At 60.2% G+C, this 26,261-nt stretch carries 26 protein-coding genes; 25 read left to right on the top strand and 1 reads right to left on the bottom strand.

The window, feature by feature from the left end:
- The first annotated feature begins 103 nt into the window (after positions 1 to 103).
- The 21 genes from HGA39_00605 to hflX all read left to right on the top strand — a co-directional run bounded on the left by HGA39_00605 (position 104) and on the right by hflX (position 23,476).
- Positions 104 to 1,774 carry a ribonuclease J gene (locus tag HGA39_00605; protein ID NTW27857.1) on the top strand — a complete coding sequence of 557 codons (1,671 nt, stop codon included), beginning with the start codon at positions 104 to 106 and terminating at the stop codon, positions 1,772 to 1,774.
- A gap of 3 nt (positions 1,775 to 1,777) precedes the next feature.
- A complete protein-coding gene (locus tag HGA39_00600; GenBank protein ID NTW27856.1) occupies positions 1,778 to 2,656 on the top strand; it encodes an undecaprenyl-diphosphate phosphatase in 879 nt (292 codons plus the stop codon).
- 86 nt (positions 2,657 to 2,742) lie between these two features.
- Positions 2,743 to 4,980, top strand: a complete 2,238-nt coding sequence (locus HGA39_00595; GenBank protein ID NTW27855.1) for a DNA translocase FtsK — start codon at positions 2,743 to 2,745, stop codon at positions 4,978 to 4,980.
- 3 nt (positions 4,981 to 4,983) lie between these two features.
- A complete protein-coding gene (locus tag HGA39_00590) occupies positions 4,984 to 5,670 on the top strand; it encodes a helix-turn-helix domain-containing protein (protein NTW27854.1) in 687 nt (228 codons plus the stop codon).
- 26 nt (positions 5,671 to 5,696) lie between these two features.
- A complete protein-coding gene (locus HGA39_00585; protein NTW27853.1) occupies positions 5,697 to 6,194 on the top strand; it encodes a YajQ family cyclic di-GMP-binding protein in 498 nt (165 codons plus the stop codon).
- A 7-nt stretch (positions 6,195 to 6,201) separates the two neighbouring features.
- The gene (rimO, locus tag HGA39_00580; GenBank protein ID NTW27852.1) at positions 6,202 to 7,506 is read left to right on the top strand and encodes a 30S ribosomal protein S12 methylthiotransferase RimO; all 1,305 of its coding nucleotides are present in this window, start codon (positions 6,202 to 6,204) and stop codon (positions 7,504 to 7,506) included.
- Positions 7,507 to 7,535: 29 nt separating this feature from the next.
- Complete coding sequence (gene pgsA, locus HGA39_00575) at positions 7,536 to 8,216, top strand: CDP-diacylglycerol--glycerol-3-phosphate 3-phosphatidyltransferase (protein ID NTW27851.1); 681 nt, start codon at positions 7,536 to 7,538, stop codon at positions 8,214 to 8,216.
- A gap of 12 nt (positions 8,217 to 8,228) precedes the next feature.
- Positions 8,229 to 9,476, top strand: a complete 1,248-nt coding sequence (locus HGA39_00570; GenBank protein ID NTW27850.1) for a nicotinamide-nucleotide amidohydrolase family protein — start codon at positions 8,229 to 8,231, stop codon at positions 9,474 to 9,476.
- Positions 9,473 to 10,060, top strand: a complete 588-nt coding sequence (thpR, locus tag HGA39_00565; protein NTW27849.1) for an RNA 2',3'-cyclic phosphodiesterase — start codon at positions 9,473 to 9,475, stop codon at positions 10,058 to 10,060. Before HGA39_00570 ends, thpR begins: the two co-directional genes overlap by 4 nt.
- Positions 10,061 to 10,189: 129 nt before the next feature.
- Positions 10,190 to 11,245, top strand: coding sequence for a recombinase RecA (recA, locus tag HGA39_00560; protein ID NTW27848.1), 1,056 nt, complete (start codon positions 10,190 to 10,192; stop codon positions 11,243 to 11,245).
- 6 nt (positions 11,246 to 11,251) lie between these two features.
- Positions 11,252 to 11,872: a regulatory protein RecX gene (locus HGA39_00555; GenBank protein ID NTW27847.1), complete on the top strand. Its 621-nt coding sequence runs from the start codon at positions 11,252 to 11,254 to the stop codon at positions 11,870 to 11,872.
- A gap of 349 nt (positions 11,873 to 12,221) precedes the next feature.
- On the top strand, positions 12,222 to 13,760 hold the full coding sequence (gene rny, locus HGA39_00550; protein ID NTW27846.1) for a ribonuclease Y: 1,539 nt from the start codon (positions 12,222 to 12,224) through the stop codon (positions 13,758 to 13,760).
- 102 nt (positions 13,761 to 13,862) lie between these two features.
- Complete coding sequence (locus tag HGA39_00545) at positions 13,863 to 14,942, top strand: ATP-binding protein (protein NTW27845.1); 1,080 nt, start codon at positions 13,863 to 13,865, stop codon at positions 14,940 to 14,942.
- Between the two features lie 132 nt (positions 14,943 to 15,074).
- Positions 15,075 to 15,347, top strand: a complete 273-nt coding sequence (locus HGA39_00540; GenBank protein ID NTW27844.1) for a stage V sporulation protein S — start codon at positions 15,075 to 15,077, stop codon at positions 15,345 to 15,347.
- A 6-nt stretch (positions 15,348 to 15,353) separates the two neighbouring features.
- The gene (locus tag HGA39_00535; protein ID NTW27843.1) at positions 15,354 to 16,187 is read left to right on the top strand and encodes a PHP domain-containing protein; all 834 of its coding nucleotides are present in this window, start codon (positions 15,354 to 15,356) and stop codon (positions 16,185 to 16,187) included.
- Between the two features lie 20 nt (positions 16,188 to 16,207).
- The gene (gene miaB, locus HGA39_00530; GenBank protein NTW27842.1) at positions 16,208 to 17,560 is read left to right on the top strand and encodes a tRNA (N6-isopentenyl adenosine(37)-C2)-methylthiotransferase MiaB; all 1,353 of its coding nucleotides are present in this window, start codon (positions 16,208 to 16,210) and stop codon (positions 17,558 to 17,560) included.
- A gap of 69 nt (positions 17,561 to 17,629) precedes the next feature.
- Complete coding sequence (gene amrA / locus HGA39_00525; protein NTW27841.1) at positions 17,630 to 19,000, top strand: AmmeMemoRadiSam system protein A; 1,371 nt, start codon at positions 17,630 to 17,632, stop codon at positions 18,998 to 19,000.
- Between the two features lie 48 nt (positions 19,001 to 19,048).
- Entirely contained in the window at positions 19,049 to 19,957 is a 909-nt protein-coding gene (miaA, locus tag HGA39_00520) for a tRNA (adenosine(37)-N6)-dimethylallyltransferase MiaA (protein ID NTW27840.1), read from the top strand.
- A gap of 46 nt (positions 19,958 to 20,003) precedes the next feature.
- A complete protein-coding gene (locus tag HGA39_00515) occupies positions 20,004 to 20,897 on the top strand; it encodes a diaminopimelate epimerase (protein ID NTW27839.1) in 894 nt (297 codons plus the stop codon).
- Positions 20,898 to 20,998: 101 nt separating this feature from the next.
- Entirely contained in the window at positions 20,999 to 22,159 is a 1,161-nt protein-coding gene (locus HGA39_00510; protein ID NTW27838.1) for an LL-diaminopimelate aminotransferase, read from the top strand.
- 15 nt (positions 22,160 to 22,174) lie between these two features.
- Positions 22,175 to 23,476 (top strand): GTPase HflX, encoded by a 1,302-nt coding sequence (gene hflX, locus HGA39_00505; protein NTW27837.1) that lies wholly within the window; start codon positions 22,175 to 22,177, stop codon positions 23,474 to 23,476.
- 15 nt (positions 23,477 to 23,491) lie between these two features.
- On the opposite strand, the gene lexA is transcribed toward hflX, so the two are convergent.
- The gene (lexA, locus tag HGA39_00500) at positions 23,492 to 24,115 is read right to left on the bottom strand and encodes a transcriptional repressor LexA (protein ID NTW27836.1); all 624 of its coding nucleotides are present in this window, start codon (positions 24,113 to 24,115) and stop codon (positions 23,492 to 23,494) included.
- 311 nt (positions 24,116 to 24,426) lie between these two features.
- Here lexA and HGA39_00495 point away from each other — a divergent pair, with 311 nt between their 5' ends.
- The 4 genes from HGA39_00495 to HGA39_00480 all read left to right on the top strand — a co-directional run bounded on the left by HGA39_00495 (position 24,427) and on the right by HGA39_00480 (position 26,212).
- Positions 24,427 to 24,714, top strand: coding sequence for a LysM peptidoglycan-binding domain-containing protein (locus HGA39_00495; GenBank protein ID NTW27835.1), 288 nt, complete (start codon positions 24,427 to 24,429; stop codon positions 24,712 to 24,714).
- Positions 24,715 to 24,816: 102 nt separating this feature from the next.
- Entirely contained in the window at positions 24,817 to 25,263 is a 447-nt protein-coding gene (gene nrdR, locus HGA39_00490) for a transcriptional repressor NrdR (GenBank protein NTW27834.1), read from the top strand.
- A 57-nt stretch (positions 25,264 to 25,320) separates the two neighbouring features.
- Entirely contained in the window at positions 25,321 to 25,755 is a 435-nt protein-coding gene (gene dut, locus HGA39_00485; protein ID NTW27833.1) for a dUTP diphosphatase, read from the top strand.
- On the top strand, positions 25,733 to 26,212 hold the full coding sequence (locus HGA39_00480; GenBank protein ID NTW27832.1) for an NUDIX hydrolase: 480 nt from the start codon (positions 25,733 to 25,735) through the stop codon (positions 26,210 to 26,212). Before dut ends, HGA39_00480 begins: the two co-directional genes overlap by 23 nt.
- Positions 26,213 to 26,261 lie beyond the last annotated feature (49 nt).

Below are 26,261 nucleotides of genomic sequence, written 5' to 3'. Positions count from 1 at the left end.
TGATGGATATCCGACTCATCCCAGGGTCGGTTGAACAAACGTAATCACGCATACCGTTACACGGGGCCGTCGACAGACGGCCGAAAGGAGAACACCCGTATCCATGGCTCAAAACAAACAGGCGCTTCGCGTCATACCGCTCGGCGGTCTCGACGCTATCGGCAAGAACATGACGGTCTTCGAATATGGGGACGACATGGTCCTAATCGACGCAGGGATCATGTTTCCCGATGACGACCACCCCGGCGTCGACCTGATCCTTCCCGACTACTCCTACGTCGTCAAACGCGCCCACAAGCTGCGTGCGATCATCATCACGCACGGTCACGAAGACCACACCGGTGCGCTTCCGTTCCTGCTCAAAGACCTGCCCAAACCCGTGCCCATTTTGGGAACCAAGCTGACCCTCGGCCTCATTCAGGGCAAGCTCGCCGAACATAAGCTGTCAAAGACCAAACTCCGCGAGATCCACGATGGGGGGCACGTTTCGCTCGGCCAGTTCGGATTCGATTTCTTCGCGGTGAACCATTCGATCCCCGGCAGTGTCGGCGTGTTCATCCGAACGCCGGTCGGCAACATCGTGCACACCGGCGACTTCAAGCTCGACCAGACCCCCATCGACGGGCGCCTGACCGACTACGGCGCACTCGCGCGCTTCGGTAAGCTTGGAGTTGACCTCCTCATGTCGGATTCGACGAACGCCGAGACCAGCGGGTTTACGCACTCAGAGGCAGAAGTCGGCGTCGCGCTGCACGATATCATCGAGCACGCGCACCAGCGCGTGATCGTTGCATCGTTTTCAAGCCACATACACCGTGTGCAGCAGGTGTGTGACGCAGCGGTCGCAGCCGGCCGCAAGATTGTGGTGACCGGCCGCTCCATGATCACCAACACCAAGATTGCGCGGGAACTCGGCTACCTCGATATCGCCGATGAGAATATCCTCGACGCCTATGACACGCACGGCCTGCCCCCCGAGAAGATAGTCGTTCTGTGCACCGGCAGCCAGGGCGAGCCGCTGTCGGCGCTGGCCCGCATGGCGAACGGCGATCACAAGACCGTCCACGTCGAGCGTGGCGACACCGTGATCATCTCGGCAACCCCGGTTCCCGGTAACGAGAAAGCGGTGAGCCGCGTGATCAACCGGCTCTCCAAGGCTGGCGCGGTGGTCTTCGATCGCAGTGTGGCCCACGTACACGTTTCCGGGCATGCGGCCTCGGAGGAACTCAAGCTCATGCTCAACCTCGTGCAGCCGACGTACTTCATGCCGATCCACGGTGAATCGCGGCACCTTGCCGCCCACGCCCGCCTCGCCGGCGCGATCGGCATGTACGATGAAGACATCTTCATCCTCGACAACGGAGATTGCCTCGAACTCGACGGAACATGTGCCAAGGTCACCGAGAAGGTCGAGCACGGTGTTGTGTACGTCGACGGCGTCTCCGTCGGCGACGTGGGACAGGTGATCATCCGCGACCGTCAGCAACTCGCGCAGGACGGCATCATTACCGTGGTGGTTGCGATCGACGGGCAAACCGGGCGTGCGATGGGTGAGGCAGAGATCGTCACCCGGGGCATCGTGTTCGGCCCCGACAGCGACGCTCTGCTTGCGGATGCGCGCACGCGGATTGCCAAGACGCTCGCTAAGACCGGCAACGAAGGCGCTACGGATCAAAGTGTCATCAAGAATGCCGTGCGAGAATCGCTGTCTCAGCTCCTGTGGGAGCGCATCAGAAGACGACCAATGATCATACCTGTCGTTATGGAGGTCTAACGAATGACCCATGTGTGGGCCGTTGTTCTCGGCTTCGTCCAGGGGGTTGCCGAGTTCCTGCCGATCTCCTCGACAGCGCATCTCAAGCTCGTTCCCTGGATCTTCGAAATACAGAAGCAGTATCCCGTTCTGGCAAGCGCTCAGTTTGATATCGCGCTGCATGCGGGCAGCTTCGTGGCGATTCTCTTGGCGCTGTGGGGAGACTGGGTGGGTCTTCTTCGCAGCGCGGTGCAGCCGGCAAGACCTCGGAAGCGTCGCGATGCCGGTACTACGGATGCGGACAATCCATTCCGGGACCCGTCCTCGGCACGGCGCTTCATCGGCTTCCTTCTTGCCACCTCGATACCCGGCGCGATCATCGGCGTGCTGTTCGACTCCAAGATCGAGAAGTACTCTTCACCTCTTGAGTTCCACTTCGCTCCGCTGCTAATTGGGGTGGCGCTCATCCTCTTCGGAGTGCTTCTGTGGGCCGTCGACCGCTACGTGGGACGCCAAGATCCGCTAGCGAAAATGACGTGGGGCAAGGCTGCGCTCATTGGACTCGCGCAGGCAGCCGCGCTTCTACCCGGTGTCTCCCGTTCGGGCGCCACGATGACCACCGGAAGGGCCCTCGGCCTGTCGCGGGATGCGACGGCCCGCTACTCGTTTATGGCTGCGCTCCCGATAATCGGCGGAGCCGCCCTGTTCGGGCTGAGGGACGTTCCGCTGAACCAGCTTCTCTCGCTGGACTGGGTTCTCGGCTTCATCGCTGCGGCAGCTTCATCGCTGCTGTTCATGCGCTTGATGCTGTCGTATGTTCGCAAGCATTCGTTCGCGGTGTTCATGTGGTACCGCATCGCGCTCGGAGTGTTCGTCATTGCCCTGTTCTTCTTGAGAGGATAGCTTCCGACACAACGAGGAATGGTCAGTCCACCTATACTGGTTCCAGCACATGAATTCGTTGCCTAAATCGCAGTAGGAGTCCACGAATGGCATCCTCGGGTAGCAAGCGAAAACCCAGCAATTCAAAGTCATCCATCGCGTCCCGGAAGCGCGGCACCGCCGGCAAAGCTCGCCCGACGATGCTCGAAGACCGCGCGCGACGTGACATCACGGGCGTGATTCTCTCGGCGCTCGCGATCGCTCTGATGATCGCCGTGATGAGCAGTCATACCGGGGTTGCGACAGACGCCGGAGCCAGAGCTCTCAAGATGACATTCGGCATCGGCGCGTATCTGATACCCGTGTTCGTGCTCCTCTGGGGCGTCAGCTTCTTTGTTCGCACAGAAGTGCAGGAGGCGCGCACAGGACTGGGGCTCGGCCTAGTCATCCTCTCCGCGATTTCGATGTCCAGTCTGACAATCCCCAACCAGGCCTTCTTCGACGCGGCGACGCTGGCTAATCACGGCGGCTACGTGGGCGACGGAGTCGCCTGGGTACTCGCCAGGTTTCTCGGAACCGCTATCGGCTCTGTCGTGCTTGTCACGCTGGGCATCGTAGGCCTAGTGATAACCGGTCTGTCCATCACCTCGCTTGTGGAGTGGGCACGCACCCTCATTCCCGGTCGGCCGGCAGCAACTGAGTCACTGTTTGCTCGCGAGCGCGCGCCAAAGACGCTCGTCTCAGACTCTCAGACAGTCGCGCTCCCGAAGTCCCGATCCTCGGCGATCGAATCCGTCTCCCGCAAGCGGGACGAACCCGATCCTGAGTCGTCCCGCAAAACCATTGCCGCCTCCGTCGTTGTTGCTCCCCGGGCGATGGAAGGGTTTGTGCTCCCGAAATTCGATCTGCTCAAGTGCACCAGCGAAAGCGCCGCGAAGCACAAGGCCTCCGACACGGAACTGCGCTCCACTGCTGAACTCATCGCCGAGACTTTGGCCACCTTCGATATCCCTGCGCGCGTCGTTGCTTGGGTTGCGGGCCCAACTGTCACGCTGTTCGAAGTCGAAATCGCCAAGGGAGTTCGCCTCTCTCGCATCACGGCGCTCTCTGACGACTTGGCCCTCTCGCTTGCATGCTCCACCGTAAGGATTCTCGCTCCAATCCCGGGCAAAGCACTCGTGGGCATTGAGGTGCCAAACGTGAGGCGCACCTCGGTCACTCTCGGCGACGTGCTATCGCCGGCAGGGGAGGGCGGTCCCCTCACGCTCGCTATCGGCAAGGATGTCGCTGGAGCTGCCGTGCTCGCCGATCTTGCAACGATGCCTCACCTGCTCATCGGAGGCACAACCGGTTCGGGTAAGTCGGTTGCGATCAACGCGATGCTGATGTCGATCATCATGCGTGCCACGCCTGCCGAAGTGCGACTGATACTCATCGACCCCAAACGCGTCGAACTGTCTTTGTACAACAGCGTTCCACACCTCTACGTGCCGGTCGTGACCGAGTCCAAGGAGGCCGCGAGCGCATTGGCCTGGTCTGTCTCGGAGATGGAGAGGCGGCTCAAGGCGCTGCAGACAGCGGGAGCGCGAAACATCGGCGGATACAACGCGCTCATTCAAGCCGGCAAGGGGCCTGAGGGCGCTCAAGAAATGCCGTATCTCGTGATTGTCATCGATGAACTCGCAGACCTCATGATGGCTGCCGCCAAAGAGGTAGAGGACTCGATTTGCCGCATCGCGCAGCTTGCTCGCGCGGCCGGCATCCACCTCATTGTCGCCACCCAGCGCCCAGAAGCCAACATCGTCACGGGCCTGATCAAGGCAAACATCACCAACAGGATCGCGTTTAATGTTGCGAGTGCGATCGACTCTCGCGTGATCCTCGACCAGCCCGGGGCCGACAAACTCGTCGGACTGGGCGACATGCTGTTCTCGACTCCCGCATGGGCAAAACCCAAGCGCATACAAGGCTGCTACGTCTCTGAAGAGGAGATCGAAGCGGTCGTCACCCACCTCAAGGGGCAGGCGGAGCCCGACTACCATGAGGAGATCCTGCACCTGAAGGTTTCCTCGGCAGGCGGCGGTGTCGACTCGGGGGATGATGACGACCCACTGATTTGGGAAGCTGCCGACATAACGGTCACGAGCGGTCTTGGGTCGACATCGATGCTCCAGAGGCGCCTCAAGGTCGGCTATGCGCGCGCAGGGCGTATCATGGACATGCTTGAAATGAAGGGGATCGTCGGACCCCCCGATGGAAGCAAACCGCGCGAGGTGCTGGTCGACATAGAGGATCTCGCGTCCATAAGGGCATTCGAACGCGATGACGCGAAGGGCGGCGGGTAAAACGTGGGCGAACTTGGCGACACGCTCCGCGCACGACGAATACAACTTGGGATAACGATCTCCCAAGCCGAAGAGCACACCAAGATCCGGGGCAAGATGCTGGAGGCGCTTGAGGCTGGAGACTATGGCCGACTGCCCGATCCGGGGTATGTACGAGGCTACATCTCCAGCTACGCCCGTTACCTTGAGCTTGATCCCTTGAGTCTCCACGAGATGTACCAGCGCGAAACCGGCCAGCGCAAGGTAAGGGAACCCAACCGGCCGACAGAAACGGTAGCTCCGCGCCATCAGCAGCATGCCGTTCCTTGGAGAGTTGCCTTGACCGCGGCGATCGTGATCATCCTGGCCTCCTTCGGCCTATGGCTGGTGCTGGGGCCCAAGGACAGCGCCCAAAACGTGCCCATTCCGACCCAATCGTCTCAGCCGACTGCACCTGCAACCGTTCCGTTCACTCTCAGCGTGTCTGTGGCCGCCAACTCGGCATCAACGCTCAACGTGATCGTCGACGGTCTCAGCGCCTACAGCGGTACACTGACCAGTGGGCAAAGTAAGGAGTTCCAAGTCTCACAGGCGGCCACTCTCACGATCGGCACGGCGAAAGCAGTGACCGTGAAGCGCGACGGCGTAGTCGTTACGATCCCGGCCGGCACTCCGGCGGTACTAGCACTGGCAGCCGAGAAGAAACAGTAGGACGCTCTCGTACACGGAGGACCCACATGGCCAAGGACAACAGTTTCGACATAGTCTCCGAGATCGACCTTCAGGAGGTTGACAACGCCTTCCAGCAGACGACCAAGGAACTGGTTCAGCGCTATGACCTCAAAGACTCTGGCTCTACGATCGAGTTCGACAAGCAGGGCAAGACGTTCACGGTGGTGGCTCCGAGCGATTTCATCGGCAGACAGGTCATCGATGTCCTCAACACGAAGCTCATTCGGAGGCAGATCGACCTCAAAGCCATACGCTGGGGCACGCCGCAATCGGCCAGCAGCGGGAACGTGCGCATCTTGGGAACGATCGTAAGCGGGATCGAGCAGGACCTCGCGCGCAAGATCAACAAAGACATCCGGGATGCCAAGTTTAAGGTTAAAGTTCAGATCGAGGGTGATAAGCTTCGGGTTTCGAGTGCCAGCCGAGACGACCTCCAATTGGTCATCACCGCCGTCAAAGCCAAGGACTACGACGTGCCTCTCCAGTTCACGAACTACCGGTAGTCCCGACGTGCAATCGAACCCGCACATTGCCTTCGTCACGCTCGGCTGCCCGAAGAACGAAGTCGACACCGACTACATGAGAACATCGGCCCGGAATGCGGGTTACGACATCCTAGACGACCCCGAACTGGCTGACGTCATCATCGTGAATACGTGCTCGTTCATCCGGGAAGCCACAGAGGAGTCGATTGAGACGGTCCTCGCCGCGATTGAAGCGCGATCCGACGGTCTGCAACGAAAAGTGGTCGTGGCGGGATGCATGCCCTCCAGGTACGGAAGCGAACTCTCGGCCTCCCTTCCTGAGGTTGCGGCGTTCCTTCCGGTCGCAGAGGAGGCGCTGCTGCTTGAATTGCTGACAAGCCTTGTCGGGCCGCCCGCAACCTCCGGGGCCAAGCCCACCAGTGTCAGTACGCGCACCGTTGCCGGACCCTCGGCATATCTTCAGGTCTCCGACGGCTGCAATCGCGCGTGTACATACTGTGCAATCCCTGCCATTCGCGGGCCGTACAAGAGCCGTCCGCTGGTTGAGATCGTGGCTGAAGCTGCCGAACTCACCGCCTCTGGAGTCCGCGAGCTTGTCTTGATCGGACAAGACACGAGCTCCTACGGCATGGATCTCTATGACGGCAACACCCTTGCAGACGTCGTGAGGGCTGTGGCCGCAGTTGACGGTGTGAGATGGCTGCGTCTCATGTACGTCCAGCCTGATGGGGTATCAGACGGGCTCCTTAGCGCGATCGCCGAGAACCCAAACGTCTGCAGGTACCTCGACTTGCCGCTCCAGCACGCGTCATCGTCAGTGCTCAGACGCATGCGCCGAGGTGGCGACGCAACGCAGTTTCGCGCGCTCCTGGTCCGAATCCGCTCCGCGCTTCCGGACTGCGTCTTGCGCACCACAGTGATCGCAGGATTCCCAGGCGAGACCCGCGAGGACGCATCAGAGCTCAAACGCTTCCTGCGACACAGTGACTTCGACTATGTCGGCGTCTTCCCGTTCTCTCCTGAAGAGGGAACTGAAGCTGCTGACTTGCCCGGCCAGGTTCCTGCGCGCACTCGGCGCGCTCGCGCCCAGAGCCTTCGGGATCTCGCCGATGAGATCGGAATCGAGCATGTGTCCCGGCGGATCGGCAGCGTGTTGGAGGTGCTTGTCGAGGGTATCGACGAGGATGAGGGTGTCGTATTCGGCAGGTGGCGCGGGCAGGCGCCCGATATCGATGGCGTCGTGCTTCTCGATCGCGGCAAGGTCGGCGAGATTGTCCTTGTCAGAATCGAAGACTCACTGGGATATGATCTTGAGGGTGAGGTACTGTGACGGCCGGACCGGCCCGAGGCCGTCTGCGTCTGAACGCGGCCAACAGCGTGACGCTATCGAGGATGGTTCTGATCCCCGTCTTCCTGGTGGCCCTCCTTGCCGATTGGCCCACCTGGCTGCACGCTTCGGCTCTGATCCACACGCTGCGTCCTTGGATAGCGGCGGCCGTGTTCGGGGTCCTGGCCGCCACTGACGGCGTCGATGGCTATCTAGCCAGATCCCGCAACGAAGTCACGACATTCGGCAAGTTTCTCGACCCGCTGGCAGACAAACTCCTCGTCACCGCCGCCCTGCTCGCCCTTGTCGAGACGCGGCTTCTCCCGGCATGGATCGCCCTTGTGATCATCTCTCGAGAGTTCATCGTGTCCGGACTGCGAATGGTCGCCTCAGCAGAAGGTACAGTGATCTCCGCCTCGTGGTACGGAAAACTCAAGACCGTGCTTCAGATCATCGCGATCCTCATGTTCATTGTGAAGGACAGTTCTCTGATCGCTGCGTTTGGCCACGATGTCAGTGGGCTTTTCCAGTACGCGGCGTGGACGGTCATGGGCGCTGCGGTCGTCATGACGATTGTGTCGATGGTTGACTACTTCCTGCACGCCCGCGACGTGCTCATCGGCCCTTGGACGGAGTCTTCGGGCCAGTCCGGGCAGAGTGACCCCATTGAGGCAACGGACGGTGCGGGCGACCGGGACATTACGATCGAATAGGGGAGTGCCACCATGTCTGACCGGCAGTCTGCGGCGATCGTGACGATCGGCTCCGAGTTGGTCGAAGGCCTTCGTGTCGACACCAACAGCGCCCAGGTCGCACGGCAGTTGTCCGGCACCAGTTTCAGAGTCATGAAGATCGTCAGTGTTGGGGACGATCAGTCAGTTCTGACCGAGGTCTTGCGGGATCTTGTCTGCGAGTATGAGCTGGTCGTCACCACCGGCGGCCTCGGGCCCACACACGACGATGTCACGCGGGCAGCGGCCGCAGACGCACTCCTTCTCGGCATGAATGCTGATCCTGTGCTCACCGAGTCTCTGCAAGTCGCCGTGGATCGTCTCTTAGACAAGAGCGCGGCCGAGCAGGTCCTGTCTCAGGCCCTCGTGCTCGACGGCGCCGAAGTCCTGTACTCCTCCCACGGCACAGCTCCGGGACAGGTCGCGAAGACTCCGGCGGGTCTGCTGGTGCTCTTGCCCGGGCCTCCCAAGGAAATGGAACCGATGTTGGAGGCTTTCCTCGGCAGGTTCGACCACGGCCGAGCAGCCACACGGGAACTGGGGATCGCGGGATCGCCGGAGTCAGACGTCCAACTCGCTGCTCAGAGGGCACTTTCGGTGTATCCCGGCGTGGGGTTCACCATCCTCGCCAAGATCGGCGATGTTCACGTCATTCTTACCGACGAGGGAGCGGGGGAGCCGGTGCTTGCCGCGGCGGCTCAAGCGGTCAAGCTTGAACTCGGCGATTCATGCTACTCCGACGACGGGTCCACCCTGTGCGAGACCTTGGTCCGAGAGGCGCTTGATCGCGGAATCACCATGGCCACTGCCGAGTCGTGCACGGGCGGACTCATCTCGGCAGCCATCACCGATGTGCCGGGCGCATCGGGCACGTTTCTCGGCGGCCTTGTGTCGTACTCGAACGAAGCCAAGCTCGAACTGCTCGGAGTGGGCGCCGGCGACATCGAGGCGCACGGCGCCGTCAGCCCGCAGGTTGCTGCCGCCATGGCCTCGGGTGCTCGTGCAAAGTTCGACGCCGACATCGCCGTCGCGGTCACCGGTGTGGCGGGTCCGGACGGGGGCACACCGGAGAAGCCTGTCGGGCTGGTGTGGTTCGCGATTGCCACAAAGACCGAGGTGCGCGCCATCGAACGTCGCTGGTTCTCATCGTTGCCTCCCTCCCGGTTTGTGCGCGAGGCGGTCCGCACGATCGCGGTGGCGACCGCGCTGGACCTGCTGCGACATGAGGTGTTGAAGGCGTGAACCTCACGCGCTGCTTCGTGGGTGTCCGGCTGGCTGAAGATGTCGTCCGCGTCATCGAGAACGCTTCGCGCGTCTTCCTGGCAGCCGATCCGTCGTGGTCCCATGAGAAGTGGGTTCGAGCCGAAAACCTGCATCTGACCTTGGCATTCATCGGCCGCATCAAGGAGGACAGTCTGCCCTTGCTTCTGAGCGAGCTCGATGACACCCTTCGGCGGTTTGCCGGGTTCGAGCTTCTCCTGAAAGCGGTCGCGCCCGTGCCGAGTCCACAGCATGCCCGAATGCTCTGGGCAAGCCTCGCAGACCCTCAAGGCATGTGCGAATCGCTCGCCCATGCCGTCCTCTCGGCAATCGAAACGCGAGACGCAAAGGCCGCCGAGAAGCCGTTTCGACCTCATATCACTCTCTCACGAGCAAGACATCCAATGGCGGCATCTGCAGACGCAATTCGCATGGCCACCGAGACGCTCGGGACTTCCCGACATGGGGCACAATCCTCCGTGTCAGTGTCGGAGGTTACTCTCTTCTCAAGCACGTTGACGCCGTTGGGACCAAAGTATGAAGTGATTCACGAGTGGAGGCTTTAGAGAGCCATACGCACCACCCAGATCCGAGCACACTGGCCCAGAATAGTGCGTTGACACCGAACACCTGTTCGTATAGAGTCTGAGGCGCCCCGCAAGGGTCTCCCGCAGTCCAGATTGGAGCAAAAGGGTATGGATCGCGACAAAGAGAAGATCCTTGATCTCACCAAGGAACAGATCGAGAAGAAGTTCGGCAAGGGCTCACTCATGAAACTCGGGGAAACTGCTGCGACAGATCAGATCGCAGCCATCCCGACCGGATCATTGGCCCTAGATGCGGCGCTTGGAATCGGCGGGGTTCCAAGAGGGCGCATCATCGAGATCTACGGACCGGAATCGTCAGGCAAGACGACCCTTGCGCTGCAAATCATCGCCGAAGCACAGGCGATGGGGGGAGTTGCCGCTTTCATCGACGCAGAGCACGCTCTAGATCCCAGCTATGCTTCTCGGCTTGGCGTCGATATCGATGAAATCCTCATCTCTCAACCCGATACCGGCGAGCAGGCACTGGAAATCGCCGACATGCTGGTACGCAGTGGCGCCATCGACGTAGTCGTAATCGACTCGGTTGCGGCACTCGTGCCAAGAGCTGAGCTTGAGGGCGAAATGGGCGACACCACAGTCGGCCTTCAGGCTCGTCTCATGAGCCAGGCCTTGCGCAAACTTGCCGGTTCGCTGAGCAAGTCGAACACAACCTGCATCTTCATCAACCAGCTGCGTGAGAAGATCGGCGTGATGTTCGGCAACCCGGAGACCACAAGTGGTGGTCGGGCCCTGAAGTTCTACTCAACGATTCGTATCGACATCCGTCGTATTGACTCAATCAAGCAGGGCACTGAAATCGTCGGAAACCGCGTCCGGGCGAAAGTCGTGAAGAACAAAGTCGCTGCCCCGTTCAGGCAAGCGGAGTTCGACCTTATGTACGGCACTGGTATCAGTAAAGAGGGTTCGGTTCTCGATCTCGGCGTTGAGGAGGGTATCGTCGCCAAGTCTGGCGCATGGTACACGTATGGCACTGAGAGGCTGGGTCAAGGCCGAGAGGCTGCCAAGGAGTGTCTTAATGCGAACCCGGTCCTGAGAGATGAGATCGAGCAGAAGGTTCGAGCAGAACTCAATCTCCCAGTCTCTATCAGGCCAAACACCGCTGATGTTGCAGTCGAGAAGCCTACCGCTGCATCGCGCAAGTAGGATCTCATGAGTTGCGTTCTGGCCAGAATCGAGCACGCCGGGCCTGGAGGTCGGGCCCGGCGGCTCTGTTTTGACGACTCGGGTTGCTCTCGGACCACGGCTGCTGCTGTGGTCAAGGAACTCCGGCTTCTCGAAGGCATCACATACGATATTCCGGATTTGGATCGGCTCATTTCCCAGGCCGAGGGTCACTTGGCAAGAGAGAGGGCCCTAGTTCTTCTCCGCCAGCGCGAAAGATCCTCCGCAGAGACGATTGGGCGCCTCCGTGACCTTGGCTATTCATCTGCCGCGATAGCTGGCGTGATCGGACGCCTTCAAGAACTCGATTTCCTCAATGATGAACGATTTGCACTCATGTGGGCGCGTTCTCGGCACGCGAACGGCTACGGGCGCCTTCGGGTATTGCGCGAACTTGCGGACAAGGGTGTCGTGCCCGAACTTGCGCAGGAGACTCTCGCGGCGGTGTTTAGCAGTGAGACCGAAGTTCTGGACGCCCGAAGGGCCATCGGAAACCGTATGACAGGCACAAAAGCCGAGCGCGAGAAGCAGATTCGCCGCCTGCTGGCGCGTGGGTTCGACCTCGGCACCGTGCTTCATGCCGTGAAGCTGGATGATACTGACGCTTGAGTCCGACGATTGGCTCGATTACCTGCGGAAATGCGATGCCCTTGCGGGTCGGTACGGTGCGGTCGCCTTGACGATGAAGCCTCGTGAAAGGTACGATTCGCAGAGGCATCACTGATCATCTGCCGGATGCTCGCAATTGATTCCGGTGGTTTATGCGTATCATGCAGGGAATTCTGGATATGACGGCCTGATCGGGTCGTTTCTTGTGTGTCCGTTTTCCCTTTGCTGAAGCAGTACTGATCACGATGCCGGACGCACCGTCGTCCGGTTTCCTGTATCCAAGGGCACCTTCCACGACGGTACGTTCGCTGCAGGATTACGCGAATGACATTCACTGGAAGGAGGGCGCATGTCGACTACAGCACTTCTGGCTTCACTCGTATCACTGGTCATTGGTGTCGCCCTCGGCTATGCCATTAACCGCTACCTTATGAAGGATCGTACCGCGCGCGCTGCCGAAGAAGCAGATCGACTGGTACGGGATGCGGAGAAGCAAGCCGAGACACTCAAGCGAGAGACCCTGCTTGAGGGCAAGGATCAGCTATTTAGGCTCAAGCAGGAAGCGGACACAGAGAACAAAGAAAGGCGTCGCGAGATCCAGGTCTTGGAGACCCGGCTCTCCGAACGCGAGGCTTCCGTGGACCGCCGTGTCGAATCCCTCGATAAGCGTGAGCATCAGCTTTCATCGCAAGCGGGTCAGATCGCCAAGACAGAAAAAGAGCTGGAACAGCTGCTGGCTGATGCCGACGAGAGGCTCGAGCGAATCGCCGGCATGACCAGCGATCAAGCTAAAGCCGAACTGCTTAATCGCGTTCAGGATGAAGTCAAGCGTGAGGCTGCAGCGTATATTCGCGAGAACGAGAACCGCGCACGAGAAGAAGCCGACAAGCGTGCCCGCAACATTGTTGGCCTTGCGATCCAGCGTGTAGCCGCAGACCATACAGCCGAGTCGACGGTATCGGTCGTTCACATCCCGAGCGACGACATGAAGGGCCGCATCATCGGCCGAGAAGGTCGCAACATCCGCGCGTTCGAGCAGATGACCGGAATCAACCTGATAATCGATGACACTCCCGAGGCTGTTGTCATTTCGAGTTTCGACCCCGTCAGACGCGAAATTGGCCGCATCACTCTCGAAACGCTCATTGCGGACGGGCGTATCCACCCGGCCCGCATCGAAGAGTTGTTCAAGAAAGCCGAGACGCTCGTCACGCAGCAGATCCATGAGGCCGGCGAGCAGGCGGCATTCGACAGTGGAGTCCACGGACTGCACCCCGAGATCATCCGTACGCTTGGCCGTCTCAAGTTCCGCACGAGCTACGGCCAGAACGTCTTGAAGCACTCGCTTGAGGTCAGCTACTTGGCCGGAGTCATGGCGTCCGAGTTGGGCGTCGATGTTACGCTGGCGAAACGGGCCGGATTACTACATGACCTGGGCAAGGCCATCGATCACGAGATCGAGGGACCCCACGCGGTTATCGGCGCCGATTTGGCCCGCAGGATGAATGAATCCAAAGCAGTCATTCACGCCATCGAAGCACATCATGCGGATGTTGAGCCCAACACCGTCGAAGCCGTGCTGGTCCAGGCCGCAGACGCGATCTCCGCGGGACGTCCGGGCGCGCGCCGTGAGACCCTCGAAAGCTACATCAAACGGCTTGAGAAACTCGAGGCCGTCGCAAACTCGCACAAGGGTGTCGAGAAGACCTACGCAATGCAGGCCGGGCGCGAAGTCAGAGTCATGGTCAAGCCTGAACAGATTTCTGACGCCGATGCCACCGTGCTTGCCCGCGACATCGCCAAGCAGATTGAAGACGAACTTGAGTACCCAGGGCAGATCAAAGTCATGGTCATCCGCGAAAGCAGAGCTGTCGACTACGCGAAGTAATCCAAGCCAATAGCACTCTTCACAAATCGAACCGCTCTTGCAGCGGTTCGATTTGTGTCTTGATCCTCCCGCAGACACTGACATCACGATAGACTGGTGTGCATGACCTCAGCAGATGACCTTCTTGGCTTCGTAACCGCCGTTTCCGGCGAGACGTATCTCAAGATCGAGGAAAACCTCGGTGACGGATACGTTCGACTTCGCATATCCGAAGCGGAGCGCCGTCAGGCCAAACACGACATCCGCTGCGTCGAAGACATAGTCATTGAGCTGCTCCGAAACTCAAGAGACGCCCATGCCCGGCGTCTTTTTCTTGCGACCAGCCGTGAAGGAGAGACCCGCACCATATCAATCATCGATGACGGTGTCGGAATTCCCGATGCAATGCTGGATCGTGTCTTCGAACCGCGGGTCACCAGCAAGCTGGAGACTATGGTCATGGACCAATGGGGCGTTCATGGCCGAGGGATGGCCCTGTTCTCCATCCGGAGCAATGCCGTCCAAGCTCACGTAGTATCCTCCGGCCTTCACAAAGGAACAGCACTTTCCGTCATTACCGAATCGAAGCAACTTCCGGAGCGTGCAGATCAATCAACTTGGCCATCCATCGAATGCGACGATGCGGGTGTTCCTCATGTCGCACGAGGACCGCACAACATCGTGCGACGCGCAGTTGAATTCGCGCTTGAACACCCCGGCATCGAACTGTTCATCGGCACCCCCGCCGAAATCCTCGCAACCATTTCTGCTACCGCACGGCGGGAGATCGACTCCTCTGAACTCCTGTTCTGCGATGATGAATCAAAGCTTCCGGTTTGGCAGCGCCCAGCGATGGCGTCCGATGCTGCGGAACTTGTCAGAATCGCCGTTGGCCTTGGCTTGTCAATCTCGGAACGTACTGCGCACCGCGTTCTTGCCGGAGAAGTCGCGCCATTGCGACCCGTCCTGTCTGCCGCTACCCGTACAGGCATGCACGCCGCGCCAGCTGCTACGCCAGACATTTATCGCGACCGGCGGGGACTCAGAATTCATCCTGCAGATCTCGCCGAGTTTCAAAACAAGCTGGAAGAGGCGTTTGATCTGCTTGCGGAGCGCTACTACGTCCACCTTAGATCGGCGCCTCGGATTACCTTGAACGGAGACGATCTGCGAGTACGATTTGAACTGGAGAAGGACGACTGACGCAAAGCCCACCTAAATGACTATACTTTGACTCAAAATGCCGCCCACACACTCCGCAGCAGCAACGAACACACCACAAAGGCAACAGCCGCCCTCAGGCGGCCCGCAGCACACTCATACCAGGGAGGGACCGTGGAAGTCCTCAAGGTGTCCAGCAAGTCGAACCCGAACTCTGTGGCGGGAGCCCTTGCGGGGATCGTGCGTGAGCAGGGTGCCGCGGAAATCCAGACTGTTGGCGCGGGAGCCCTGAATCAGGCCGTCAAGGCGATCGCCATTGCCCGCGGCTTCATCGCGCCGTCCGGCATGGAGCTCACGTGCGTCCCAGCATTCGCCGACATCGAAATCAACGGCGAAGAACGCACCGCAATCCGACTGCTCGTAGAGTCTCGCGATATGCGACGCTAGACCACCATGAAGGCGGATCTGCACACCCACACCACCGCCTCAGATGGAACCCTTACGCCCACTCAACTTGTCGCTCTCGCTGCTTCGAAGTCTGTCGGCATACTGGCCGTAACGGATCATGATTCCGTCGCCGGCGTGGCGGAAGCCACCGCTGCTGCATGTGAATATGGAATCCGAATCATCCCCGCAGTCGAGTTGTCGGCGACCGACGGCATCCTCGACATCCATCTGCTTGCCTATTTTGTCGACACTGCCGACACGGGATTCCTGAGTTTCCTGTCCCAACTTCGAGATGCCAGACAACGACGTGCAACCACAATGCTCTTCACTCTCCAAGAAGCCGGCTACAACATCGAAGTTGACGACGTCTTGGCCATCGCCGATGGCGCATCAATAGGGAGAAGCCACATCGGGCGCGCTTTGGTGGCTGCGGGGTATGCCGGAAACCTGAGTGACGCATTTGGTCGGCTGATCGGCAGAGGGAAGCCGTTCTACCAGCCCAAAGACACCAAATCGCCCGAAGATCTCGTGGCTCAGATCTGCACGTTTGGCGCTATCCCGGTGCTCGCGCATCCCGGGATAACCGGCGCCGATCATCTGATTGAGTCCCTCGTCCAAGTGGGACTTCGTGGCATCGAAGCATATCACTCAGATCACACGCCGGAGCAGACCTTGAAATACTCCCAACTTGCCGATCAAATGGGGCTCTTGGTCACCGGCGGGTCGGACTACCATGGCTCTGAGACGCGCCACATCGAACTTGGCGGCATTCCGATGCCGGAATCGATTCTGACCCGGTTCTTGGCGGCAGGGAACAGTCTACCCAAGCCTGTGCTGTAACGGCGGGTGCGGCCCGCGGCATGCTACACTCCAACGCCATGCACACATTTTTTATTCGCACTTTCGGGTGCCAAATGAACAAACACGACTCAGAGCGTGTCGCGGGCCTTCTGTCTGCGCGTGGCATGCAGCCGGTCGAAACGGCCGAGGAAGCCGACGTCGTCGTCTTCATGACATGTTGCGTGCGTGAGAACGCCGACGAGCGGCTTCGCGGGCAGGTGCGCTCTCTGAAGAGCGTGAAGGCCGGCCGAAACGGCCAGCTCATTGCTGTCGGGGGATGCATCGGCCAGCGCGACGGAGCGAAACTGCTCTTGCAGATTCCCCATATCGATGTGGTGTTCGGCACTCATAACGTCGGTCACCTGCCGGATCTCCTTGAGACCGTACAGCGCCAATCTCGTCCTCAGGTCGAGATCGTCGAGAGCGCCGACTCCTTCACGAGCGATCTTCCCACGCAGCGGGAGCATCCCTGGCACGCGTGGGTCCCGATCACCATCGGCTGCAACAACTTTTGCACGTACTGCGTGGTGCCGTACGTGCGGGGGCGCGAGCGGTCCCGCAGGCTCGAAGACGTCGTAACCGAAGTGGAGCGCCTCGTTGCCGACGGCGTCCTCGAAGTGACCCTACTCGGCCAGAATGTCAACTCATATGGGCGCGATCTTTACGGTCAGCCTCGTTTCGCCGAGATCCTTCGGGCGGTCGCCGCGACCGGCATCCCGCGAATCAGATTCACGACCAGCCACCCCAAGGATCTCTCGGACGAGACCATTACCGCTATGTCCGAGCTACCCGCGGTGATGCCGTATCTTCACCTGCCGGTGCAGTCCGGTTCCGACCGGGTCCTCTCGGCTATGAACCGCCGATACACGCAGGCCGAATACCTTGCGCGCGTCGGCCGCATCCGCGAGGCGATCCCGGGGCTGGCGCTCTCTTCCGACATAATCGTTGGCTTCCCGGGAGAGACGGAAGAGGACTTCCAAGCAACCCTCGATGTCGTCAGCGCCGTGCGTTACGATCAGACGTTCACGTTCATCTACTCTCCGCGCGAAGGCACCCCGGCTGCCGCAATGGAGGAGCAGGTACCGCGCGACATAGCCCAAACGCGCTTTGATCGGCTGATCGAGATCGTGCAGAGATCCGCACTCGAGAACAACCTCGTTTTGGTCGGCTCCACGCAGCAGGTTCTTGTCGAGGGATCAAGCCGTCGCGACGCGTTGGTGCTCGCAGGACGCACGCCAACCAACAAGATGGTGCACGTGCCGGTACCGTTGGGGCACAGCGCGAGCGAGTTCGCCGGGCGTCTGATCGATGTGGAGATCGAGCAGGCACAAACATGGTTCCTGTCAGGACGTCTTTCGGGTACAGACACCTAGAAGAGGCGCTTCGTGTTCGGCGCACGTGGTCTGTGTCCTGATGGCGTCTTGTCGGGATCGGAGGTTGCCATGTCTTTCCCTGTCTTCGGAGTGATCGCGCCGCATCCGCCCATTCTGGTGCCTAGCGTAGGCGGCCGAGAGGCCCTCGTAGCGCACGCAAGCCTGGATGCGCTGCGGGACGCGGGCAGAGCGCTCGCTTCATTCGCTCCCGAAACAATCGTGCTCATCTCGCCACATGCGCCACTGATGCAGGATGCCTTTCTCATCGATGACAGCGAATCGATTGGAGGCTCGCTCGCGCAGTTTGGCGCACCCGAAGCCTACCGATGGCGCGGCGACCCTGATCTCGCCTCTGCGTTGGTACAGGGGCTTGAGACTGCCGATATCCCCGCGATTGCCCGTAGTACCGAAACGCGGCTCAAGCCCGGCTGGCTCGATCACGGCGCCATTGTGCCGCTTTCGTTCCTTGATCCCCAAAGCACGTGCGCGCTCGTTGTGCTGTCTCTCTCGTACCTGCCATATGCGCTCCACCGACAGCTCGGCTCCGAGGTTCGCAGGGCCGCCGAGGCGATAGACCGCCGCGTCGCCTTCATTGCAAGCGGCGATATGTCGCATCGTCTGTCCCCGGAAGCCGCGGCGGGCTATTCGCCCCAAGGCGCCCGACTGGATGCCGCGATCAGGGAGCATGTCTCGGCCGGCCTCCTCTCGGAACTCATGACGCTCGACGCTGACATGGTCGAGCAGGGAGGGGAGTGCGGACTGCGCTCGATAATCGCTCTCGGCGGATATTGCGGCCCTGATCCCGTGCCAAGCCGCGTGCTGTCATACGAAGGCCCATGGGGCGTCGGCTACCTGACGGCTCTCAGCGGCAAAGCCGCAGTCGACCGGGTCGTCCCGGCAAAGGGACGCAAAGGCGGAACACCAGGACACGATGCGAGCGAGATCGTCCGCTTGGCCCGCGCTGCGATTGCGGCATACGTGCACGACGGCACCACCATCACCAATCCGCCGGTACTCTCCGACCCGGGCTACCCCGAGCGAGCAGGCTGCTTTGTCTCTCTGCACCGCTCTGGAGGATTGCGCGGTTGCATCGGGACGATCGCCCCCACGCGCAGTACTCTTGCCGGGGAAGTCGTCGGTAATGCGCTCGAGGCGGCCACTCGCGACCCACGTTTCGCACCCTTGTCGGCCACCGAGCTGACAGATCTCGAAATCAAGGTTGACGTCCTCCAGCCACCCGAGTCATGCACGTCCGCAGACCTGGACCCTGCGACTTACGGCGTCATCGTGACGAGTGGCATGCGCCGCGGACTCCTCCTGCCCGACCTCGAAGGCGTCGACAGCGTTGCCGACCAGATAGCCATCGCCATGAACAAGGCCGGCATCCGCCCGGGAACCCAATGCGATCTCCAGCGCTTCACGGTAGACCGCTACAATTAGCGTGTGAACACACCCTATCACCCACAAGACGACTCGCCACGGCCTCGCGTGATAGCGGTCGTCGGTCCGACGGCTGTCGGCAAGACCGAGTTCGCCGAGAAGCTCGCGGTGCACTTAGGCGGCGAGATTGTCTCGGCAGACTCCATGCAGGTCTACCGCGGGATGGACATCGGTACCGCTAAGCCGAGCTTGGAGTCGAGGCGAGTGCCGTACCACTGCCTCGACCTCGTCGATCCGGACGTCGCCTTCTCGGCCGCGCTCTACCAGCAGGCGGCACGCGCAGCGATCTCGGACATCGCCGAGCGGGGACGCACGCCCATAGTGGTAGGCGGCACCGGCCTGTATGTTCGCGCCGCGATCGATCCGTTCGATTTCGCTCCGGGCGAAGCGGGAAGCATCCAACGGCTCCGCTACGAGCATCTGGCCGCCGAGCAGGGCCCTGGGGCGCTCCACGCCCTCCTGTACGAGCGTGACCCCGAATCAGCTGTCCGCATCCACGCCAACAACGTGCGCCGTGTGGTGCGGGCGCTTGAGCTTGCGGACGAGGGGCGAAGCTATGTTCGGCAGAGTTCACGGTTCTCCGAGCGCGAGAGCGTGTACGACTCGACCATCTTCGGACTGACCATGGAGCGGGCGGCGCTCTACTCGCGTATCGATGCGCGTGTCGACCGGATGCTTGCCGATGGTCTTGTTCATGAATTCGAGGGACTTCTCGGCGAAGGATTCGCACCCGACCTCACTTCGATGCAGGCCATCGGATACAAGGAGCTGGCACCGGTCATCACTCAGGAAGCCGATATGGCCGCGGCAGTCGAGGCCGTGAAGCTTGCATCTCGGCGCTATGCCAAACGCCAGTTGACGTGGTTTCGCGCCGACCCGCGCATCCTCTGGATCGACGTTACGCACCGCTCGATCGATGATGCGGTCGTCGAAGCGCTGAGTGCGCTAGACTGGTAGCCGCACCAAATCACCAACATCCGCATCGCGAAGGAGTCGTTTTTCGATGGAGCTGTCGTTCGTGAAGATGCATGGGCTCGGCAACGATTTCGTGTTGATCGAAGACCTCTCGGGCGAACTTGATCTCTCCCCTGACGCCGTTGCATGGCTGTGTGATCGCAATTTTGGCATCGGAGGCGACGGGGTGATCCTAGTTCGTCCCGCGTCTGTCCCCGAGGCCGACTACTTTATGCTGTACTACAACTCCGACGGTACCGTCGCCGAGATGTGCGGCAACGGTGTGAGGTGCTTTGCGAAGTACCTCGTCGACCATCGTATCGTCGGCGCAGATTGCGATGATATCCGCGTTGAGACCCTCGGTGGTATCAAGCCGATAGCCGTTACGCGCGAATCGGACGGGCGCATGGCGATGGCCACGGTCGATATGGGCGAGCCGATCCTCACTCCTTCCGACGTGCCGACCACACTCTCATCCGACGACGACTCACCGGTGATTGCAGGTCTGCTTGAGACGACGCTCGGTCTTTTCTCGGTGACGTGTGTCTCGATGGGCAACCCTCACTGCGTCATGTGGGTTGATGACGTTCAGGATGCACCGGTAGGCGAGGTGGGTCCGGAAGTCGAAACACACTGCGCCTTCCCGGCCAGAACGAACGTCGAGTTCGCCGAGGTCATTGCCTCGGACTACGTCAGACTGCGAGTTTGGGAGCGCGGAGTAGGGGAGACGCTTGCCTGTGGAACAGGAGCATGCGCAACCACGGTGGCCGGTGTCCTCACCGGCCGCACCGATCGCGAGGTGACGATCGAGCTTCCTGGCGGCGAGCTTGCGATCAACTGGGCCGAGAACAACCATGTCTACATGACCGGATCAGCCGAAGAGGTATTCGCGGGTATTCTTACGATTCCCGAAGACGACTCGGACGAAGATTCGATCGTGTAACCGACACGCAACCTACCGAGATGCTCGCGAGTGTTACCATGGCAGCCACGGCCTAACGGGCCTTAAGTGAATTATTTCCGACGAAAAGGGAGACAAGTCCGGTGAGGACCGCAAAACGTATCGACAACCTGCCGCCATATCTGTTCGCCGAGATCGACCGTAAGAAGGCCCTCAAGACCGCGCAGGGTATCGACGTCATCTCACTGGGTATCGGCGACCCCGACACCGCCACGCCCGATCACATCGTCGAGGCGGCCTGCAAGGCGCTCCACAACCCTGCGAACCACCAGTATCCGAGCTACCCCGGCGCCCCCCGCTACCGCGCGGCCTGCGCCGAGTGGATGCACCGCCGCTTCGGGGTCACCGTTGATCCCGCGACCGAGGTCCTTGCACTGATCGGCAGCAAAGAGGGCATCGCTCACCTGTTCACCGCCTTCATCGATCCGGGCGAGTACACCTTGGTGCCCGGTGCGGGATACCCCGTCTACTACACCGGCGGCGTGATGGTCGGCGGCCTGACGCACTGGATGCCGATGACCGAGGAGAACGGCTTCCTGGCCGACTTTGAGTCGACTCCCCCCGAAGTTCTCGCCAAAGCGAAGATGATGTTCCTCAGCTACCCCAACAACCCCACGTCCGCCATCGCCAATGACGAGTACTTCGACCGCGCGATCGCGTTCGCCAAGAAGCATGACATCCTGATCGTCCACGACAACGCGTACAGCGAGATCGGTTTTGACGGATACCGCGCGCCGAGCTTCCTTGAGCGCCCGGGCGCCAAAGACGTCGCCATCGAGCTCTTCAGCGCCAGCAAGGCCTACAACATGACCGGTTGGCGTGTCGCATTCGCCTGCGGCAACGCGGCGGCGATCAAAGCGCTCGGCACCGTGAAGTCAAACATCGACTCCGGCGTCTTCACCGCAGTCCAAGACGCCGCCATCGAGGCGTTCCTCGGCCCGCAGGATTCGATCGTCGAGCTCAACGCCCTCTATCAGCGCCGCCGCGATCTCGTCCTCGACGCACTCGAAAAGATCGGTATCGAAGTCCCGGTCAAGCCGCTGGCGACCATCTACGTATGGGCCAAGGTTCCTGCAGGCTACACGTCCGCCGAGTTCGCCGAGAAGATCCTCGAAGAGGCCAACGTCATCGTGGCGGCCGGCTCCGCGTACGGGCCATCGGGCGAAGGATATGTCCGAATCTCACTCACCACGCCTGACGACAAGCTCGAGACCGCTATCGAACGTATCAAGAACTCACTCTAAGGGGACGGACAACCTTTGACGGAACGCCGGAACCCAGCCACGAAGGACGACTCTCTTGAGCGCCGCGATCATGCGGTGCTCGTCGGAATCGACCGCGGTGATCGGGACTGGCCAACGGAAGAATCTATCGCCGAGCTGACGCGACTCACCGAGACGGCGGGAGCCGATGTTTTGGCCGTCGTCACGCAACGCCTTGATCACCCGAATCCTCGCACCTTCCTCGGCAAGGGGAAGGTCGAGGAGATCGCGGAGTTCGTCAAGGACCTCAGCGCAACACTCGTCATCATTGACGATGAGCTCACGCCCACTCAGCAAGCCAACCTCGAGAACCTCATTCCTGAAACCAAGATAGCCGATCGGACCGCGCTCATCCTAGACATCTTTGCGCTGCATGCCGTCACCCGTGAAGGCAAACTTCAGGTTCAGCTCGCTCAGATGGAGTATCTGCTCCCGCGCCTGCGCGGCATGTGGCGTCACCTTGACCGGTTCGCCGGCGGAGGCGTCCTCACTCGTGGGCCGGGGGAGAGTCAGCTCGAGACTGACCGGAGGCTCGCGAGGAAACGCATCGGCGAGCTCAAACACGAACTTAAGGGTGTCTCGGCCGAGCGAGCGCTGCAGCGCCGCGCCAGAATGCGAAGCGGCGTCTTCAAGGTAGCTCTGGTCGGCTACACCAATGCAGGGAAGTCCACGCTGCTGAATGCGCTTACCGGCTCGGATGTGCTACAGGCCGACATGCTCTTCGCAACGCTGGACTCCACAACTAGGCGCCTCATCCTCCCCGAGGGGAGAGAGCTTACGCTCACGGACACCGTCGGCTTCATCCACAAGCTTCCGCACGGGCTGGTCGAGGCGTTCAAATCAACGCTTGACGAAGTGCGCGAGGCCGACCTGCTCCTGCACGTCACGGACGCCGGGTCGCCACAACGCGAAGCGCAAATGCAGGCGGTTCGAGAGGTGCTCGCCGAAATAGATGCACAGGCGCCCAATATCGTGGTCATCAACAAGAGCGATACCCTCAACTCGGCCGACAGAGCCATCCTCGAGAAGCGCAACCCATCGGCGGTGTTCGTGTCCGCGAAGTCTCTGACCGGCTTAGATGCGCTGCTGGCACGCATTGCCGATGAGGCAGGCAGAGCGAGTGTCACCATGACTGTGACCGTACCATACACTCGCGGGGACGTAGTCGCATTGGCGCACGAGAGAGCACATATCCTCAGCGAGCGGCATACAGACTTCGGCACACAGATTGTGCTCCGTGTGCCGAAGGAACTCGAGCCGATGTTTGCCGAGTTCCATGCGGCCCCTGATACCGTATAAACCCCGGTCTCTTGCTCACAATCTCCTGAGCAGCGCAACCACCTTGCCGAGAAGCATTATGTCGCGCGTGTAAATGGGTTCCATAGTGCTGTTCTGCGGCTGCAGGCGAACACGGTCCGCCTCTTTATAGAACGTCTTCACCGTGGCCTCGTCATCGATCATTGCAACAACGATGTCACCGTTGTTGGCGGTAGTCTGCTGGCGAACGACTACGAAGTCGCCGTTCAGAATGCCGGCTTCAATCATCGAATCGCCGCGTACTCTAAGGATGAAGGTTGAGTCACCCACCATTTCCGCAGGCAATGGCATGGTCTGCTCGATGTTCTCGGCAGCCATGATGGGCTGACCTGCGGCCACCTGTCCCAGAACCGGCACCATCCGAATGGCGCTGGCGTCGATTCCGCGCTCGGTTTCGCGAAAGTCCAGAACCTCCAGCGCTCGCGGCTTCGACGGGTCACGTCGAATGAAACCCTTTGCCTCCAAGGATGCAAGATGAGAATGCACGGTAGAAGACGAGGAGAGGCCGACCGCTTCGCCGATCTCGCGGACACTCGGAGGATAGCCACACCGATGTATCTCAGACCTGATGAAATCGATTATCTGCTGCTGCCGCTTGCTCAGCTCGCGCTGATAGGTCATTTCTCAGCCCTCTTCTGATCGAAGATCTTTTCGAGCTAGTGTACTCCGCTCATCTCCGTGCGTGCAAACATGCGTTCGATTATCTCTTGTAAACCGAACACCTGTTCGTTTACTATATGTACGCACAGGTGTTCGATATTGTGAATACGATGTCAGAGTCCACTGCTACGGTGAGTGAGCCTGATTCGTAAGCAAGAAGGGGAATCGCAATGATCTACGCAAGCGGGGTCGACATCAACCAGTCCGGACGGCGGTCCGCATCACGAACGAGCGCGCATCACCGACGCCGTGGGCATAGATGGAAAGCGCACTTGGATACCGCTCTCGTTCTGGTGATCCTGGTTCTGCTCGTCGTCGGTGCCACCATCACTGGGATTCCCCATAGGTTAGAAAGCCCAGCACTCGTCACCATCTCGGTGCAGCAGGGCGACACCATATGGGGACTTGCCGAGAAGTACCCGGCCCCCGGACTCCGTACCGAAGAAACGGTGGATTTACTCATCCGCGTCAATTCGCTCGGAGAGAAGATGCTTCTTGCCGGTAGCACCGTACAGGTACCTGCTAGTTCGATAGAGAATCGCCTCGCACTGAAGAGATAACAGCAGTAGATGCGAAATCCTCGATTTGTTATGCGTTTTCCGTTGATGCCCTATATCTTGAGTGATAGTCTTTCACCTAGACAAGATCTAGGGGGTCAGCGTATGCGGTGTCCGTTCTGCGGTCATGATGATACCAAGGTTGTTGACTCCCGGATTTCCGAGTCTCAGGATGCCATTCGCCGACGCCGTGAATGCCTCAAGTGCAGCGAACGCTTCACGACCTACGAGCGACGGGAGGAAATGCCGCTCATGGTTGTCAAGAAGGGCGGAACCGTTGAGCCCTTTGATCGCTCCAAGCTTCTGCGCGGCCTGATGGTCGCAACAGCGAAACGCAATGTCACCGTGGAACAACTTGAGTCTCTCATCGATGACATCACCTCGGAACTCTACAACTCGTTTCGCTATGAAGTTCCTAGTTCGCAGGTTGGCGACATGGTTCTCAGGCGCCTGCGTGATCTTGACAGGGTCGCCTATGTACGGTTTGCGTCTGTCTACAAGGAGTTTCAGGACTTGGACGAGTTCACTTCGGAGTTGAATCATCTCGCGTAAGCGTCACGTCTCAAGCACACCCGTCGTCAGCACTCAAACAGGGAGACCGAAGCACTGATGATCCTGCGGTATCTGAAGCTTGACCGGGACCTGCCTGTTCCTAGCTATGCTCATGCGGGAGATGCGGGCTTAGATCTCCTGTCTGCAGAGAATCTCACGCTCGCACCTGGCGAGCGCCGACTCATAGGTACCGGTATCGCGGTAGCCATTCCGGAGGGCTACGCGGGCTTTGTGCAGCCGCGCAGCGGACTGGCTATTCGCAAAGGACTCGGCTTCGTGAACTCACCAGGCCTCATCGATAGCCACTACAGAGGCGAAATCAAGATCATAGCGATCAACATGGATCCCACAAACGAGATCATCCTCTGCAGGGGCGACAGAATCGGTCAACTCGTCATTCAGCGTGTCGAATGTGCCGAGATCCTCGAAGTCGATGAACTTGACCCCACTCGCCGGGGGGAGGGCGGTTTTGGAAGCACAGGCGTGCGCTAGCCCCCGGGTGCGCGTGGCGGCCGTCATCCTGATCGACGGCAAAGTCATCTTGGTTCGCCAAAGCAGGGGAGCCGCACCGTATTTCCTTCTACCAGGTGGCGGCGTCGACTATCGGGAGACTCTGGAGCAGGCTTTGATCCGCGAAGTCCATGAAGAAACTGGCCTGATTGTAGCTCTTGGTGAGCCAATGTTCATCAGTGACACAATCGATCCGAACGGATCCCGACATGTTGTGAACATCACGTTCGGAGCCACACGTATCGGAGGGTCATTGCACCCCACCAGCCCCGACTCGGCGATTGAGGGCATCGAACTCGTTGCGCCGGAGAAGCTCTGCGAAATCGATCTCAGGCCTCCAATCGCCGAGCAGCTCGCATGCGTGTTACTCGGCGGGGAATCACGCCTTGGGTACCTTGGGTCGCTCTTCACTCCGGAGAGCAACATGAGAGGAGTGTGAGAGAGCGCATCGAACTCCAACGCCGGCCCAGTCGACCGGCACGCAAGCT

The organism is Coriobacteriia bacterium (assembly GCA_013336165.1).
Taxonomy (GTDB): domain Bacteria; phylum Actinomycetota; class Coriobacteriia; order Anaerosomatales; family JAAXUF01; genus JAAXUF01.
Note: the sequence above shows the minus strand (reverse complement) of the source record. Positions and strands in the feature narration are given on the sequence as shown.

Bases quoted from the DNA above. Each gene is read 5' to 3' on its own strand.
- HGA39_00555 (NTW27847.1), top strand. From the start codon at position 11,252: ATGAGTTGCGTTCTGGCCAGAATCGAGCACGCCGGGCCTGGAGGTCGG.
- dut (NTW27833.1), top strand. From the start codon at position 25,321: ATGATCCTGCGGTATCTGAAGCTTGACCGGGACCTGCCTGTTCCTAGC.
- nrdR (NTW27834.1), top strand. From the start codon at position 24,817: ATGCGGTGTCCGTTCTGCGGTCATGATGATACCAAGGTTGTTGACTCC.
- HGA39_00585 (NTW27853.1), top strand. From the start codon at position 5,697: ATGGCCAAGGACAACAGTTTCGACATAGTCTCCGAGATCGACCTTCAG.
- HGA39_00515 (NTW27839.1), top strand. From the start codon at position 20,004: ATGGAGCTGTCGTTCGTGAAGATGCATGGGCTCGGCAACGATTTCGTG.
- HGA39_00605 (NTW27857.1), top strand. From the start codon at position 104: ATGGCTCAAAACAAACAGGCGCTTCGCGTCATACCGCTCGGCGGTCTC.
- HGA39_00570 (NTW27850.1), top strand. From the start codon at position 8,229: ATGTCTGACCGGCAGTCTGCGGCGATCGTGACGATCGGCTCCGAGTTG.
- HGA39_00545 (NTW27845.1), top strand. From the start codon at position 13,863: ATGACCTCAGCAGATGACCTTCTTGGCTTCGTAACCGCCGTTTCCGGC.
- amrA (NTW27841.1), top strand. From the start codon at position 17,630: ATGTCTTTCCCTGTCTTCGGAGTGATCGCGCCGCATCCGCCCATTCTG.
- HGA39_00600 (NTW27856.1), top strand. From the start codon at position 1,778: ATGACCCATGTGTGGGCCGTTGTTCTCGGCTTCGTCCAGGGGGTTGCC.
- recA (NTW27848.1), top strand. From the start codon at position 10,190: ATGGATCGCGACAAAGAGAAGATCCTTGATCTCACCAAGGAACAGATC.
- lexA (NTW27836.1), bottom strand. From the start codon at position 24,115: ATGACCTATCAGCGCGAGCTGAGCAAGCGGCAGCAGCAGATAATCGAT.
- HGA39_00595 (NTW27855.1), top strand. From the start codon at position 2,743: ATGGCATCCTCGGGTAGCAAGCGAAAACCCAGCAATTCAAAGTCATCC.
- rny (NTW27846.1), top strand. From the start codon at position 12,222: ATGTCGACTACAGCACTTCTGGCTTCACTCGTATCACTGGTCATTGGT.
- miaB (NTW27842.1), top strand. From the start codon at position 16,208: ATGCTACACTCCAACGCCATGCACACATTTTTTATTCGCACTTTCGGG.
- HGA39_00535 (NTW27843.1), top strand. From the start codon at position 15,354: ATGAAGGCGGATCTGCACACCCACACCACCGCCTCAGATGGAACCCTT.